Source organism: Candidatus Pantoea formicae, from assembly GCF_011752625.1.
GTDB lineage: Bacteria > Pseudomonadota > Gammaproteobacteria > Enterobacterales > Enterobacteriaceae > Pantoea > Pantoea formicae.
In genome coordinates, this window is the sequence record NZ_VWXD01000003.1 from 282996 (window position 1) to 298868 (window position 15873).

15 protein-coding genes are annotated in these 15873 nt (G+C 52.4%); 5 read left to right on the top strand and 10 right to left on the bottom strand.

Going from position 1 to position 15873, the window contains the following annotated elements:
- Window positions 1-127 precede the first annotated feature (127 nt).
- The 3 genes from F3J38_RS10040 to F3J38_RS10050 all read left to right on the top strand — a co-directional run bounded on the left by F3J38_RS10040 (window position 128) and on the right by F3J38_RS10050 (window position 2923).
- Complete coding sequence (locus F3J38_RS10040; RefSeq protein ID WP_167137811.1) at window positions 128-1141, top strand: Gfo/Idh/MocA family oxidoreductase; 1014 nt, start codon at window positions 128-130, stop codon at window positions 1139-1141.
- Window positions 1141-1920, top strand: coding sequence for a TIM barrel protein (locus F3J38_RS10045; RefSeq protein WP_167137814.1), 780 nt, complete (start codon window positions 1141-1143; stop codon window positions 1918-1920). Before F3J38_RS10040 ends, F3J38_RS10045 begins: the two co-directional genes overlap by 1 nt.
- 85 nt (window positions 1921-2005) lie before the next feature.
- Window positions 2006-2923, top strand: coding sequence for a substrate-binding domain-containing protein (locus tag F3J38_RS10050; protein WP_167137817.1), 918 nt, complete (start codon window positions 2006-2008; stop codon window positions 2921-2923).
- 122 nt (window positions 2924-3045) lie between these two features.
- Here F3J38_RS10050 and F3J38_RS10055 read toward each other — a convergent pair whose 3' ends face one another.
- From F3J38_RS10055 to F3J38_RS10075, 5 genes are all read right to left on the bottom strand, one after another.
- On the bottom strand, window positions 3046-3216 hold the full coding sequence (locus F3J38_RS10055; protein ID WP_167137820.1) for a YlcI/YnfO family protein: 171 nt from the start codon (window positions 3214-3216) through the stop codon (window positions 3046-3048).
- Between the two features lie 112 nt (window positions 3217-3328).
- Complete coding sequence (gene cydC, locus F3J38_RS10060) at window positions 3329-4975, bottom strand: thiol reductant ABC exporter subunit CydC (protein WP_167137823.1); 1647 nt, start codon at window positions 4973-4975, stop codon at window positions 3329-3331.
- Window positions 4972-6732 carry a thiol reductant ABC exporter subunit CydD gene (gene cydD / locus F3J38_RS10065; RefSeq protein ID WP_167137826.1) on the bottom strand — a complete coding sequence of 587 codons (1761 nt, stop codon included), beginning with the start codon at window positions 6730-6732 and terminating at the stop codon, window positions 4972-4974. The genes cydC and cydD overlap by 4 nt, the downstream gene beginning before the upstream one ends.
- Window positions 6733-6737: 5 nt before the next feature.
- The gene (locus F3J38_RS10070) at window positions 6738-7787 is read right to left on the bottom strand and encodes a cytochrome d ubiquinol oxidase subunit II (protein ID WP_167137828.1); all 1050 of its coding nucleotides are present in this window, start codon (window positions 7785-7787) and stop codon (window positions 6738-6740) included.
- Between the two features lie 17 nt (window positions 7788-7804).
- Window positions 7805-9247, bottom strand: a complete 1443-nt coding sequence (locus tag F3J38_RS10075; RefSeq protein WP_167137831.1) for a cytochrome ubiquinol oxidase subunit I — start codon at window positions 9245-9247, stop codon at window positions 7805-7807.
- Between the two features lie 949 nt (window positions 9248-10196).
- On the opposite strand from F3J38_RS10075, the gene F3J38_RS10080 reads away from it, so the two are divergent.
- Window positions 10197-11555 (top strand): amidohydrolase, encoded by a 1359-nt coding sequence (locus tag F3J38_RS10080; protein ID WP_167137834.1) that lies wholly within the window; start codon window positions 10197-10199, stop codon window positions 11553-11555.
- A gap of 71 nt (window positions 11556-11626) precedes the next feature.
- Here F3J38_RS10080 and F3J38_RS10085 read toward each other — a convergent pair whose 3' ends face one another.
- Window positions 11627-11836: a YMGG-like glycine zipper-containing protein gene (locus F3J38_RS10085; protein WP_038646981.1), complete on the bottom strand. Its 210-nt coding sequence runs from the start codon at window positions 11834-11836 to the stop codon at window positions 11627-11629.
- A gap of 305 nt (window positions 11837-12141) precedes the next feature.
- Here F3J38_RS10085 and F3J38_RS10090 point away from each other — a divergent pair, with 305 nt between their 5' ends.
- Complete coding sequence (locus tag F3J38_RS10090; RefSeq protein ID WP_167137837.1) at window positions 12142-12351, top strand: hypothetical protein; 210 nt, start codon at window positions 12142-12144, stop codon at window positions 12349-12351.
- A 34-nt stretch (window positions 12352-12385) separates the two neighbouring features.
- On the opposite strand, the gene F3J38_RS10095 is transcribed toward F3J38_RS10090, so the two are convergent.
- The 4 genes from F3J38_RS10095 to F3J38_RS10110 all read right to left on the bottom strand — a co-directional run bounded on the left by F3J38_RS10095 (window position 12386) and on the right by F3J38_RS10110 (window position 15725).
- Entirely contained in the window at window positions 12386-12976 is a 591-nt protein-coding gene (locus F3J38_RS10095) for a TetR/AcrR family transcriptional regulator (RefSeq protein ID WP_167137840.1), read from the bottom strand.
- A 77-nt stretch (window positions 12977-13053) separates the two neighbouring features.
- On the bottom strand, window positions 13054-13605 hold the full coding sequence (locus F3J38_RS10100) for a cytochrome b (protein ID WP_167137842.1): 552 nt from the start codon (window positions 13603-13605) through the stop codon (window positions 13054-13056).
- Complete coding sequence (locus F3J38_RS10105) at window positions 13605-14648, bottom strand: catalase family peroxidase (protein WP_167137845.1); 1044 nt, start codon at window positions 14646-14648, stop codon at window positions 13605-13607. The genes F3J38_RS10100 and F3J38_RS10105 overlap by 1 nt, the downstream gene beginning before the upstream one ends.
- 210 nt (window positions 14649-14858) lie before the next feature.
- Window positions 14859-15725, bottom strand: a complete 867-nt coding sequence (locus F3J38_RS10110) for a DeoR/GlpR family DNA-binding transcription regulator (protein WP_167137848.1) — start codon at window positions 15723-15725, stop codon at window positions 14859-14861.
- Window positions 15726-15873 lie beyond the last annotated feature (148 nt).

Below are 15873 nucleotides of genomic sequence, written 5' to 3' on the forward strand. Positions count from 1 at the left end.
CTTTGTGGTCGATTTTTACGCTAACTCTGTGTTGTCACTCACACTTTCCGCCCTTTTTTAGTTGGCATCACCTTTGCAATTACCTTGTACGCCTGAACAGGCAAACCCTACAAAACAAGGAGATTTTATGGCGATGAAAACTGTACGCGTTGGTCTGATTGGCGCGGGGCGGATGGGGAGTTTCCACGCGGAAAATCTTGCGTATCGTGTACCCGGTGCCATTTTAACGGCGGTGGCTGACCCGATGCCGGGGGCAGCAGAGAAGCTGGCTAAAGCACTCGGCGTTGATAAAGCCTACTCCGATCTGCATGCGCTGCTTCAGGACCCAGACGTTGATGCGGTCGTGATCGCAGCACCCGCCCGAACGCATGCTGAATGGGTTATTGCAGCAGCAAACGCGGGTAAACATGTGTTCTGCGAAAAACCGATGGCCGTCACCCTTGATGAAGCCGATCGCGCCATTGCAGCCGCTAAATCAGCGGGCATTGTGCTTCAGGTGGGCTTTAATCGCCGTTTTGATAGCGGTTTTGCGGCAGCGATTGCCGCCGTCAAAGCGGGCGAAAATGGCACAACGCAGCTCAGCCGTTCATTGACCCGCGACCCGGGGCTGCATGACCCTTCACGCATCCCACAATGGACAATTTTCCTTGAAACCCTGATCCATGATTTTGACACGCTGCTGCACTTTAACCACGGCGCAAAACCGGTGGAGGTCTATGCCCTTGCCGATGCGCTGGTACGCCCTGACTTCAAGGACAAGGGGCTGCTAGATACCTCGGTTGTCACTATCCGATTTGATAACGGCGCTATCGCTACGGCTGAAGCCAATTTCCATGCGGTCTATGGCTATGACGTGCGTGGCGAAGTTTTTGGCAGTAAAGGCATGTTGCAGGCAGGACATATCAACGTGAATAACTGTGTCCGTTATCACCAAGGCGGGATTGCGATTGAAACATCCCGCCTCGATTCAGACCTGCTTAGCGCTGCCTATGTGGCTGAGATGGCCGAATTTGCTCGCTGTATCCGCACAGGTGAAACCCCGCGCGCCACAGGAGAAGATGCGCGTAACGCGTTGAAAATCGCCCTGGCCTGTATTGAATCTGTGCAACTGAAGCAACCTGTCAAACTGGGGGCGCGCTAATGGCCAGCTATCAACTTTCCGTTTGTGCCGAAATGGTGTTTCTCGACCTTCCTTTTATTGAGCGCGTGAAGCGTATTCATGAGATGGGGTTCGGTGTCGAGATTTGGGGATGGGCCAACAAAGATATTGACGCACTGGTGGCGACAGGGGCCCGCTTTACCTCAATGACCGGCTACCTCACCGGTAACCTGACAGATGATGACGAGATCCAGCAGCTATTGGCGAGTGCCGAAGCGTCACTGGCCGTCGCTGAACGGCTGAACTGCCCCGGACTGAACCTGCATGGCACCGATTTGGATGACAAAGGTTTACCGGTTAAACCGGTTGAAGTGGTCACCGGTGCGATGTGGCTCAAAGCGGTAGAGACGCTGCGCAAGGTGGCACAACTTGGCGAACGTGCCGGACGTGTTTTTACTCTGGAGAACCTTAACCTACCGGTTGATCACCCAGGTACGCCTTTTGCTTTGGCAGCAGACACCCTGGCGCTGGTCGAAGCAGTCAACAGCTCGGCCTTGAAAATGAACCTTGACCTCTACCACGCGCAGATTGGTGAAGGGAATCTGATTGAGCTTATTCGCCGCTGTGGACCGGCAATAGGTGAGATTCAGGTCGCCGATGTGCCGGGCCGCCAACAGCCGGGCACCGGAGAAATCAACTATCGCGCGATTGCGCGCACATTACATGATGTGGGCTATCGCGGCACCGTAGCGATGGAAGGCTGGGCAAAAGGAGACAGTACCGCAGCGCTGCAGCAGTTCCGCGATCATTTCACTGTTTAAGTGTCACACCGCCGGGTATTTGCCTGTTGCCCGGCGTATTCCATTCGTTGAAAAAAATAATAATCTCAACCCTACAGGATCAATTATGAAAATCAGAAATGTGCTTATTTGTCTGTGCTCCCTGCTGCTGAGTCTCAGCGTCAGTGCCAAAACCTTCACTGTCGGCGTAGCGCTGGCCAACTTTGACCTTAACTTCGTTTCTATTCTCCGCACGCAGATGCAGGCGGAACTCAAAGCCAATCAACTTAACGGGCAGTTTGTCGATGCTAAAGGCGATGTCGCACTGCAAGTGCAGCAAGTTGACGATTTTATCAATCAGGGCGTAGACGCCATTATCCTAAACCCAGTGGACACTCAGGGCGTGCTGCCCATGATTAACGCAGCGAAGAATGCCAATATCCCGCTGATCTTTGTTAACCGTAAGCCAGAGGTAAAATTGCAAGGAGACGTGGCGTATGTTGGCTCAGACTCCGCGCTGGGCGGCGAGATGCAGATGGAAGCTCTGGCTAAAAAGATGAACTACAAAGGTAACGTGGCTATATTAATGGGGGCATTATCCAACGAGGAAGCACGTGAACGTACCCGCGCCGTGGAAGCAGTGATAGCCAAATATAAAGATATGAAAGTGATCGAGAAGCAGACCGCTAAATGGCAGCGTAATGAGGCGGTGGATGTGGTTTCAAGTTGGTTACTGAATCAGCGTCCCATTGATGCCATCGCTGCCAACAATGACGAAATGGCGATTGGTGCCATTATGGCTCTGAGTCAGGCGAAGAATGAAAAAATCCTGGTCGCGGGCATTGATGGAACGCCAGACGGACAGCAGTTTGTCAAAAACGGCAAAATGGCATTAACGATTTTCCAGGACGCTAAAGGCCAAGCCACAGGTGCGGTCCAGGTAACCAAAGCGCTACTGGATAAACAGAAAGTTCAGGCGTACAACTGGGTGCCGTATAAAACGATTACCCCTGAGAATTATGCTCAATTTGTCGGTCAGCAATAATCTTCAAGCTAATGAAACCGGCAAGGTGACCTGCCGGTTTCAATGCAATTTTTCGCGAGGTGTCGTCAGGTGATGGCTAGGTTCAGCGCTAATGGCAAAGATGCAATCGCGTGCATACCCTCCTACTTCTTTTCGCTGTTTATTTCCTTCGCTTTCAGGCGGCAGGCTTCCACCACCCAGGCAGAAAAGTTCTGACTGTTCTCAATCTTCATACTCTCTTCGATCTGATCAATCAGCAGGTGAGGAAAACGAATATGTTTTCGTCGGGTTTTGGAGTTCGTCATTTTATCCATGTTGATCCCTGGTCAGTTGTCTCACACGTTTAATTTTTGTATTGATATCAAAACGCTGCTCGAGTTATTCCCGAGCAGACGTTAAAACGAAAAGTATCAGACTCTGCTCTTGTTATTTTAGGTCGAGCTGTAACCGACTCTCCGCGAGAGAAAGTGGCTGAATCTGATGAGTGACCAGCAACGTGGTTTTACCCTTGATGAGTTCTTTCAGACAGTTGAGCACTAATTCTGTGTTTACCGCATCAAGCCCTTCGGTTGGCTCGTCGAGTAATACAATCGGCGCATGCGAGAGATAAGCGCGTGCGATCGCAATTCTACGCGCCTGACCACCGGACAGGCGCACTCCTAATTCACCCGCCAGCGTATCCAGCCCCTGCGGGAAGCCACGGATTTCATCCGCCAGCGCTGCACGCGTCAGCGCGTCCCACAGGGTTGCATCGTCCGCTTCAGGTGAGACCAGACGGAGGTTGTCACGAATGGAGGCATTAAAAAGATAGGTTTTCTGGCTGACCACCGAAATCATCTGACGCAAAGTCTCGTCGGAAAGATCTCGGACTGGATGCCCGCCAATCAACACATCCCCTTCAGTCGTGTCCCAAAACCCTTGCACCAGATTCAGGATAGTTGTTTTGCCTGCGCCACTGGGGCCGAGTATCGCCAGGCAATGGCCAGCGGGCACAGTGAAGCTCAGTTGATCCAACACCACGGGGGTTTCAGGTGCATAACGCATCGTGACCGAGGTGAACGTCAGATCGCTACTCTCTGGCATTGGGCTGGATTCGGGCAACACGATTGCCGGTGACAGTTCCGTCATGGAGAACAGACGGCGCGCCGCTTCACGCGTCGTCCCCAGAGCCGCAAAGGCTCCAGGTAAGCCGGCTACAGCTTCCGTACTGGCGAGCACCGTGAATAACAGCATGACGATTTCGCTGAGCGTAATGCCGCCCGCGTGGCCGTGACGGAACAACAGCACAAAGGCAGCAAACATCCCTAGCTGTCCCACCAGGGCGCACAGCGATCCGCCAATGGCACTCATCCAGGCTTGCTGGCGCTGAGCGCCAATTAATTGCTGCGACAGCTGGCGCAGGTGATCGGTTTGATGGCTGACGGCACCGACCATTTGCAACTCGCCCAACCCGCGGATCAGGTCAGTAGACGCCGCCACTGCGGATGAGCGCACATGCGCAACCTGATGACCGCTGGTTTTTGTCATCGATGCCACCATAACAGGCACCACCACTCCGGCCAGCAACAATACCGCAGCATCTATCAGCGCCACGGAAGGTGAAAACCAGCAAATCACCGCCACAATGATCATGGCGGAGATCAACCCCGCGATGGCAGGGGTTAAGATGCGCAGATAGAAGTTATCCAGGCTATCAATATCTGACCGCAGACGCGCCAGCACATCCCCATCGCGGAAATCCTGCAGTCGTGCAGGTGCCAGCGGAGCCAGTTGTTGGTAAAACCAGACACGCAGCACGGACAACAACCGCAGTGTTGCATCGTGTGTGACCAATCTTTCCACATAGCGTGCGAAAGTACGTAATACGGCAAGACCACGAATCGCAGCAGCAGGAGTGAAAAACTCCAGCGCCAGTGAACCTACGCCAGCCAGTGCCATGGAGGTGATAAACCAGCCTGATAATGCAAGCAGCGCAACATTCGAGAGAATCACAATGACAGAGAGCAAAACCCCCATTGCCATGCGTAAGCGCCACGGACGCGACAGGCGTAAGAGATGGCAGAGATCATTCATACGATCGCTCCTTTCTGCAGCCGCTCAAGCTCAGCAAACAGGCCCGCTTGATCGCGCAGCGCCTGTGGCGTGCCGGATTCAATCATACGTCCCCTTTCCAATACGACCACACGATCGGCCTTGGCTGCGATCTCCGTATCGTGGGTAATAATCAATCTTGCGCTGTCCGGCAGCCGGTCACTTAACGCCGCAATCATGCGCTGAGCGGTGCCACTGTCCAACGCAACGGTGGGTTCATCGAGAATCACCACCGATGGCGCGTTCAAGATCGCCCGAGCCATGGCAATACGCTGGATCTGCCCACCGGATAAGCCTTGTCCGCCATCACCCAGGCTATAGCCATACTGTGCTGGCAGTGACTGGATAAAGCCGTCAGCCTGGGCAAGCTGTGCTGCCGCCGCTATGGCTTCAGTGCTGATGCCGGGGCGCGATAACCGAATATTCTCTGCTATCGAGCCAGCAAATAGCGTGGGCCGCTGCGGAAGCCAGCCAATGTGCTGCTGCCATGCGGGAAGATCCAGTGATGACAGGTCACAACCATCAATCAGGATGCGCCCCGACGTAGGCTGGATAAAGCCCAGCAGCAGACGTGATAACGTGGTTTTACCGGCACCGCTGGTGCCAACAATGGCCAGCGTTTCGCCTGCACGTAATGTGAGCGTGATATCCGTTACGCCGCCACCCTCTTCATACTGATAGCTCACACCCTCGATTTTGATCTCACGAGGTTTAGCCGGTAACGCGAGACTCCCCTGTGACGAAGCGGGTACCTCCGCATTCAGGATGGCGAGGAAACCTTCGGTGGCGCCAATGGCATCCATTCGTGCGTGATAATGCGTACCCAGATCGCGGAGTGGGCGGAAAAACTCCGGCGCCAGCAACAGCGCGAATAAACCCGGTAAAAAGCCCATCTCGCCGTAGAACAAACGGAATCCTACGTACACGGCGACCATGGCTGTGCTGATGGTGGCAAAAAACTCCAGTACTAAAGAAGAGAGGAATGCCAGCCGCAAAACCTTCATCGTGGTTTGACGGTAGCTGTCTGAAATCGCAGCGATAATATTTGCCTGACGGCGCGCGGCATTGGTTTGACGCAACGTCGTCAGACCGGCGATGACGTCAAAGAAGTGCGCACTCATCAAGTTGAGTTTATGCCACTGCTTAAGACTCACTTTCTCAGCGCCCTTACCCACCACAATCATAAATAACGGCACCAGTGGCGCGGTGATCAGCATGATCAAGCCTGACACCCAGTCGAACGGGAATAGCGCGACCAGAATGGCGATCGGCACGATACCGATGATGATTTTTTGCGGAAGAAAACCTGAAAAGTAAGCCTCGATGGCCTCGACACCTTCGCTCAGTGAGTTGGCGATACTGCCCGTACGCTGACTCTGACTCCAGGTTGGGCCCAGTGCCGCAATACGCTCCAGCAACATGTTACGCAGCCCTTGACGGATACGGGCAGAGGCCTCAAACGCGAATCCCTGACGCAGCACATCAACTCCCGCGCGCAGCAACATCACCAACGGCAGCAGCCACAGGCATGGCATCAGTTGGGTGAAGCTTTTACCTTCGAGCACCGCTTTGTCGATTAACCAAGCGAGAAGCCAATACTGTGCAATCATCAGCACAGCATTGAGTGTCGCCATACTGATGGATAGTGAAAATAAACCGCCCGCCTGGCGACGGAGGCTTGAAAGCCACCGTTCAGCCAGGCGAGCTGCTATTCCACTAGGAGGTGCGCTAGCAGACATGATGCTTAGTGACCCTCGTGACCAACCAATTTAGAGATACGGCCACGGAATACCCAGATCTGATACCAGTTATACATCAGCATCACCGGAACAAATCCGCCCATGGTCATCGTGAAGGTAATCATTGAAACCTGCGGACTCGCGCCATCCCAGATTGTCCACGTACCTGGAACAATATAAGGGAACATGGTGATCAACATACCAAAGCCGAGAATCACGGCGGCGGCGTTGAACCACAGGACCGCAGCGAAATCTTTGTCCTTCAGCGTGTCACGGCGAACCTGTTCAATACAGAACAGTGCCAGCAGACCGAACAGTCCCCAGATCCAGAAGTGTGGACCGAACCATTTCTCACGCGCCCAATCGAAGAGAATCGCACTCCATACCCAGGTAATGACCACCGCGGCAATCGCCAGCCAGAAGATCACTGCCGTCCAACGCGCCGCATCCTGACGGATGGGTTCGGACTTTTCAAAACGCGCACGAACAAACAGCACACCAGCCAGCGTCATAGCGATACAAGAGGCCACACCTGTCCAGATAGAGAACGGCGAGACAAAGCTGAAAGCACCACCGACGTAGTGAGGAACGCCCTGAGCGGGATGATCAAGACCGAAGCCCTGCAGGATCGCCCCGACGCTCATGCCACCAAAGAAGGTCACGGCCAGACTGGCTACACCAAAGATACCGTCAGAGAATTTCTGCCAGAAAGGTGACGCCAGGTGGCGGAACTCCAGCGCGACGGCACGGGACATGATGCCCCAAAGTACCAGCGCCATAGGCACCATCAGGTAGATGAAAGCTGACCCGTAAACAAACGGGAAGGTCCCAAACATAATGCCACCGGCAACGATCAGCCAGGTTTCATTGGCATCCCAGGTTCCGGCCATTGCCGCCATAATCGCGCCACGCTCATCGTGGTCGCGAACAAACAGCGAGAAAATTCCCGCACCCAGATCGGCACCATCCAGCGCGATGTATAAAATGACGCTAACACCAAAGGCTAACCACCAAGCGATGATCAGGAAGTGCTGTGAAGAATTAAGCATGTCCATGAATGTCTATTCTCTCATTAAACCGGGCGGATATATTCAGGGTGATCGGCGTGACCGCTGGCAGGCATCTCAAGGTGCCCCAGATGTTCATGCCCTTCTCCCGGCAGTTTGCTGGTTAAGTCTGGGCCGTTACGCACAACCTTCGCCAAGAACCAGATCGTGCCTGCAACCACAGCCGTTTCGAAAATAGCGAAACCCACCAGCCAGAATATCGCTAAGCCCAGCGTCATCGCACTCATGCCATCTTCAGTACGCATCAGACCGTACACAATCCACGGCTGACGACCAATTTCACGCGTCCACCAGCCCGCAATCACAGCGATATACGGCAGCGCTACCATGAGCACGGCCAGCAGCAAGAACAGTTTGTTACGCGGAGCCAGTTCAACCGTCATACGGCGACGGGCCATCAACCACAGACCCCATACGGCAACCGCCAGGATAGCAGCAGCAGCACCTGACATGGCGCGGAAGGCGTAGAACGGTAACACCACCGGGGGTTGTTCATCTTTTGCGAAGCTGTTCAAGCCCTTGACCGGACCATTCCAGGTTTTGGTTTCAATCAGACTCAGACCGTGTGGAATGTCGATGGACCATGCCAGACCGGTCCCGTCCTTATTGGGCCAGCCGAGGATATGCCAGGCACTGTTGACGTTGCCTTGTGCATCATAGGTATCATAGTGACCTTCCATTGCGGCCAGCGCGGCAGGCTTGTGCTCAAGGGTCTCTTCACCCAACACATCACCCATATAGATCTGTACCGCTGCAACCACTGCCAGTGCGACCAGCGCATACTTTAACGGGCGCAGGAACAGTTCAACATGGCGTTGCTTCAGCACGAACCAGGCACAGGTTGCTACCACGAAGCAGAGCGACAGCTCGAAACTGGCTAACAGCATATGAGGGAAAGCACTGCGTGCGTTCGGGTTAAACAGCGCGCCTAACCAGTCGGTAACAATAAAGATGCCATTGTGCAGCTCCACACCCGTTGGCGTTTGCATCCAGGAGTTAGCGACCAGAATCCACATCGCAGAGAGCGTAGAAGAGAGCGCAACGTTAAAGGTGGCAAACAGGTGCATACCACGGCTGATTTTGCCCCAACCAAAAATCATCAGACCGATGAAGCCAGCTTCATACATAAAGGCGGTGATGGTCTCATAGCCCAATACCTGACCAAAGAAGGGTCCGGCAGCCTGAGAGAAGCGGCCATAAAGGATACCAAAGGCCATTTCCATGGTGACGCCCGTCGCCACACCTGCACCGAAGTTAACAATGAATAACTTTTCAAAAAAGCGACACAGGCGGTACCACTTCTCGTCCTGCTTCCTGACCCACATCAGTTCAGAAAAGAACAGAAGCGCAGCCAAACCGATGGTTAGCGGAGGAAAAATGATGTGGATGGATGAAATTAGCGCGAAATCTATACGCGTGATCAGCGATGTAAGATCGTTACTTAACATGACTATCTTCTTTTATATGAGTGACCGTGTTAGTTAGCGGCAACAAAGCGCCTTTTCGCTTGTCATGCGAGTGATATGAGAAAAGCTCAGACATGATAAGTAGAAACAGGTGCTGCACTGTCGTCTCCCTCTTAACTGCGAGCAACAACCAACAGTCTATTTTCCAGGCAGGTGTTGAATGGAAACAGAGTATTTACCGCGGATTTCATTTTTAAGGAAAACAGAAAAAACAACCAAGATTGTTAACTGAAGACCCGTCACCACGAGGTGGTGAAATAAGATCCAGACAGTGCTCGCAATAAGAAAATCTATGTAAATTATTCTATATTTTGCGCTAGCGCAAAGACACTGCGAATAAAGGGTCAAGTTGTAACAAAAAGAAAATGACACTTTAACCCTATGAATGCTTGTCGTGTTTCATTAATGTTAAATTGCGACAACAAGGATAAGATTATCCATTAAAACACATCAAAAACAACACCTTAATTGATACGATGGGAGTGTTTTAGTCTTAGGCGAAATATAAAAACTCACTGGATAATGATGGTGGTGTTAATTAATTATTATTTAGCAGTGTTACAATTACAGTAGACAGTCAGCCAACATACAATACACATTAATTTAACAATGGATGACAAGTCGCTTCCAATAACACGTATTGCGTCTTATTTTAACACTCAAATAACAACCCATCGTTATTGTAGAATTGACTCATGCTCTGAATAAAGGTGTTATTAAATAAACCATAACGCAACATAATGCTGTTAGTATGCGCACAATGATTAAATTAATAAGCATTTATTTAACATTTGTTGGGCTGTGCAAAGCCCTTTCACCTGCGGATGAACGGCGCTATTCAATTTCTCCATAGTTATCAGTGAAAAAAATCACAGCACCGTGCCAGTGGCTCCTTTAGGGTGGATATCCCCCTACAAGGAGAACATCAGTTATGAGCTTTTTATCGGCAGGCAATCGCCGCGACTTTCTCAAGTTAACCGCTGCTGGCACGTTGCTTGGCAGTGGTTTCGCGAGCCGTGTTTCTGCGGCAGAAAGCTGTGCGCCAGAAAACCTTAGCCAAGTTAATGTCAGTCACTATCTGCTGCGTAATGTCCGCCTCGAAGAAGGATTCATACGTAAACAGGATGTGATTACCGCAACCCGTACGGGTTTATATGACATTGAGATCGATGGCGCGAGTATTGCGGGCATCCACTCCCCAGGATTTAGCTCCCCGCTTCCCGCATGGGATGCCGCTGGGCATATCCTGCTTCCTGCCACTCGTGATATGCATATCCATCTCGACAAAACCTTCTATGGTGAGGGTTGGCGCGCCCCGCTGCCGAGAAAAAGCGTTATCGACATGATCCACCAGGAAGAACAGATTCTGCCTGAGCTGGTTCCGACCTCAGAAGGGCGTGCTGAAAAGCTCATTGGCCTGCTGCAATCTAAAGGCAGCACGGAAGCCCGTAGCCACTGCAATATTGATCCGATCAGTCAGCTCCAAGGGCTGGCTCATCTGCAGCAAGCTATTGCTCATCATCGCCAGGATTTCAGCGCAAAAGTTGTCGCCTTCCCTCAACATGGCCTCTTGCGTGCGCATGTCGAGGGAATGATGCGTGAAGCAATGAAAATGGGGGCGAACTACGTTGGCGGTTTGGATCCCACCAACGTCGATGGCGCGATGGAGAAGTCACTCGACACGATGTTCAGCATCGCTCTCGATTTCGCCGCCCCGATTGATATTCACCTGCATGAAACGGAGCCACACGGCGTCGCGGCAATACGTTATATGTTGAAGACCGTGCGCGATAACCCACAACTTAAAGGTAAGGTGACGATTAGCCATGCGTTCGCATTAGGAACGCTGTCAGGAAAAGAACTGGATGCGATGATCGAGGAACTGAAAGAGCAACAGTTCAGCATTGCCACCACCGTGCCTATCGGGCGCGTGATTATGCCACTACCGCAACTGCGTGCCGCCGGTATTCCTGTGTGGTCAGGCACCGATACCATTGCCGATCACTGGCAGCCATTTGGCAGTGGCAGCATGCTGGAGAAAGCGAATGTCTATTCCCAGCTCTATCGCGGACCGGATGAGTACTCATTGAGTCGCGCACTCGGCATTGCCACCAATGAAATCTTGCCGCTGAACAGCCAAGGCGAACAGCAGTGGCCAAAAACGCAGGATCCCGCAACCATGATGCTGGTCGCAGCGAGTTGCTCAGCAGAAGCGGTGGCCCATGTCGCACCAGTGATGGCTACATTCCATCAGGGCAAACAGGTCTTTGGGGCGTTAGCGAAAATATAATCGAAGGGAAAGGTTAAATCTATTTTATGGGATTTTATTGTCGCGCAGAGACTGCGCGACAATATAAAGTATTAGCGGCTTACTTCGTGACCAATTAAACCACCAATCGCCGCGCCACCCAGTGTACCGAATGTGCTGCCACCGGTTAATACTGCGCCGCCGACGGCACCGACACCCGCGCCAATTGCAGTGTTACGTCCGCGATGTGACATACCGCAGGCGGTAACAGATAAACAAACTAATGCGACAATAGCGAAACTGCAGCTGCGTTTTAAAAGCATCGAAATCCTCATTACCATTAATTAATGGAATGCAATTGTTTTAATTTGATTGTTGTTAAGACACCAAATCATTGGCGACTTGCACTGCTCGTCGGCGCTAATTTATGGCGAAATTGATGACGGCGTAAGGTAAAAATTCCTATTTTACGGCGGCACTGGCGAAGCGGTGAAAACCCCTGCATTCCGCGGCATCCCCCCATTGCCACTGTCGAATCTTCCGGCAATTGTTCACTTGACGCACAACCTACCAACTAGTAGATTAACTAGGGTTCAGTAAGCCGGGGAAATTCCTGACAGGAGGCGGTGTGAATGTGATTAAGTTTCCTAATTCACAACAGCAAGAAGTTGAGCACAGCCAACTTACCTATGAGATTAAAAACATCGCGGTACGTGACTTTGCGTTAAAGATTGCCACACAGCTGCGCAATGATGATGAGTTAAATAGCCGTGCGCCTTATTTGGTCGATAAAGTCATCATGTTGCTGATAAAAGAGTCGCGCGGCGTCGAGTCGTAAAATAAAAAAGCCGCAGCGCGGCTTTTTTTATTGCTCAGTTTTTCTGTTGCAGCCTGTTTATGACCGGTGCAACGATGTGTAAAAACAGATCGGGTTTATTAAACGCACGTGCGGCAATCATTGCCCCATGCACTGTGGCCATGACTGATTTCGCCTCGGTTTCCGCCTCTTCACGCAGGACAAACACTCCGCTCTGCTCACCTTTATGTAGCACGCTTGTGAGCCAGTCGGCTAACTCGGTGAAATGCCCAGTCACTTCAGCGGCCACCTCGTCGGGCAATGTCGGTAACTCAACGGCCAGCATCACGCAAATACAAAAAGGCGAGGTGTTATGGCGGATGCAGTCAGCCCAAAAGTTGATATAACCATCGAGTTCGCTCAGCGGGTCATTGCTGAAATGCTGGCTGGTCGCCGCCATCCCTGCCCGCGCCTCTTGCCGATATTCTGCCACCACCGCCTGAACTAAATCGGCTTTTGCCGGAAAATGGTGATGAATACTCGCTTTACGTATCTGCACCCGTTCAGCTAAATCCGCGTAACTGAAACTTTTATACCCACCAGAGGTGAGCAGAGTTCTGGTGTGGTTAATGATTTCAGTGGCTTTCGGTGAACGTTCAACGGTCATGCAAGGCTCCGGCAGCAAAATGAAATGGCTGCAAATCAGTAAATTGGCACTGAACCTACTGACCTGCAGCCGGGTTGTCAAGGCGCTTCAGGACGCTTGCCCCGTCCAGCCATACTGCTAAAAACGCCGTCCCGTAAGATCAATCCGTGGAACAGTGCAGCAGTCAGATGGAGCATCACCGTGATGAACAGCGCCAACGCCAGCCAGGTGTGTAACGGGCGTAGCACGGCGAAGGCATCATTACTGACAGGGGCAATCGGCGGCAGCACAATACTGCCGCCTAAACTCACCGGGTAGCCCGCGGCTGAGAGCATCGCCCAGCCAACTAAAGGTTGGGCCAACATCATGAAATACAGCGCCCAGTGCGAAAGATGCGCGATCCCTTTCTGCCAGGCTGGCAGCGACGCGGGAAGCGCAGGTTTCACTGTGGTAAATCGCAACCACAATCGCACCACCACCAGCAGCAGAATCATCACCCCCAGCGGTTTGTGGATTGAAACCAGCAGGCTATGCAGTGACGAGACGCTCGCCACCATACCGACGCCTATAAACAGCATGGCCATAATAGCTGCCGCCATCGTCCAGTGAATAATGCGCAACGCAGGATGGAAATAGTCAGCGTGTTTCATCAGTGTGCTCCTGCCTGTTCACGGGTGCGTGCATTGTAGGATTTGGCATAGGCCGAGGAACGGGCATTGAGGATGGGGTCATCAGAGGCCGTAATGCCGTCGGGCAGAATCAATGGATCGTAGTTGATATCGTTGCAGGCTCCCTGCTGCTGGGGCGTGGTTTGATTGATGGTTAAGGTACCGGCATTAATGACCTGGCGTTCTGCTGGCCAGGCCACTGACGCGTCATCACTCTTATCTTGCGCATTTGCCACAGTAATCATCAGATCCCACATCAATGGGCCTTTTGCGAGGCGTTGTTGCAGATCGTCCTGCAGGAAGTTGCTGTCATTTTTATCACTGGCATTGATGGGTTGGTAAGCCTGATGCGGCACCATACTCCAACGCACAACGTGGCTGCCCCCCGCTTTATCGACAAATTTAAACGCGTTAAGACTGTTGAAGCGATCGCTTGCCCAACTGGAGGACGGGATATATTGCTGTGCCCAACCGAAGAAGGGTTTGATTTCAGGATGCTTCTGCACAAAAGCCTGGATTTTTGCCGGATCGGGCTTACCCGTTTTGGCATCCGGTAGCGTGGCGATTTGCAGGTCATAGAAACCTTCTACGCTGTTGACTGGGAAGAAAGGCATGGCATTCATCCCGGTACGCCACTGCTGACCATCCTTTTGATAAAACGCCAATGCCATACTGCGTACCGGCACCGTATAGTCCGGCGCGTTGGGGTTTCCACCCGCAATGGCAAAACGCCCGACTACCGGGGTTTCACCTGGCGCAAACAGACCGGCGCGGGATAGCGTGCTGGCATTCCCATTGGCAGTAAAGCTGCCGTTAATGCAGACCCCTTTGGCGTGATTACGCCGATAGCCAGGATGCTCACCGCCGGATTTCTGCAATACAGTAATGAGTTTGTTTGATGTCAATCTCTCAGGGGTAAGCCAACCCCCCGTCCAGAGAAAAAGCATAATCAGTAAGAGTGGAATGCCAGCAATAACGATCAGGCGCGTTATTTTTTGGCCAGCTGACAGAGAAGGCTTGGTCATGGTTTCGCTCAACATTGCAAAGTAAGAAGACAAGGCACTCACCCAATCAGCAGAGGCCCTGCGTGGTGATAAACGTAACCGTCATAACGGACGGTTTTTAGGTTTCAATCAAGTCAATCTACTAGTAGGTAGACAGTGCTGTCAAATGAATTACATTTTAATACGCCGGTGTTGATGCTGTCTGAAGGCTACGCCCTTGGTTGGGGAGCGTTACTGTTGCTCGTGCTGGTAGTAACTGGCTTTCATCGGCGCCACCACCACATTGACGCCCAGATCTTGCAGGCGACGCAAAATCGGTACCGGCGTGCCCTGGTTCACGATCACCACGTCGAATTCACTGAGATGGGCAAAACGATGCAGCGCACGACGTTCAAATTTGGTGTTATCCATCATCAAAATGCGCTTCTGCGCAGCATCAAACATCGCGCGTTTAGTTTCCACCGTTTCTGCGGATTGATGAAACACCGCGTCGTCAATGATCGCTGACATGCTGACAAAAAACACATCGGCACGCAGGCTGGCAATCTCTTCCCGCGTCATGCGGCCCATAAAGGCGTTACACCAGTGATAAAACTGCCCGCCCAATCCCATCAGCGTGATGTCTCGGCCGTTACGCAGTTCATTCATTAACGTCAGAGAGTTGGTGATAACCGTCAGGGGTGCGCGTGCGGGCAACAGACGGGCCATCTGCAATACGGTAGTGGAATCATCAAGAAATATCGCCTGACCCGGTTCGAGATAGCTGGCCGCCACTTCGGCAATGGCCTGCTTCTCTTCCAGCTGGCGGGTTGCACGGTAGATATCGCTCGACTCAACCAGGCTCGTCGGGGTCGCGGAAACCACGCCGCGAGATTTATGCAGCAGTCCGCGTTCGACCATCTCATCAATATCGCGATGGGCGGTCATCAGGCTGATGCCAAACCGGTCCGTGATGTCCTCAATGCGAATGGCGCCTTCCGCCATGACGGCTTCGGCAATCAATTGACGTCGTGCGAGTTGACGCGCCTGTCGGCTATCGCTCGGTAGAGGTTCAGCCATAAATACGTTTAGCGATGAGTCCTGCGGGTTGTGCGCCATGTTTCGTCCGGGAAAAAGAGGCAGAAAAGCGGGTTCGTCATGATTACAACGCGGAAACGTTCTTTTTGCAAATGGTCGACCTCGGTTGCCGCGACCAGGTGCGCATTTCTGCGCACCTGGGCCGCATGGCCGCCGTGAAAAGCGGCCT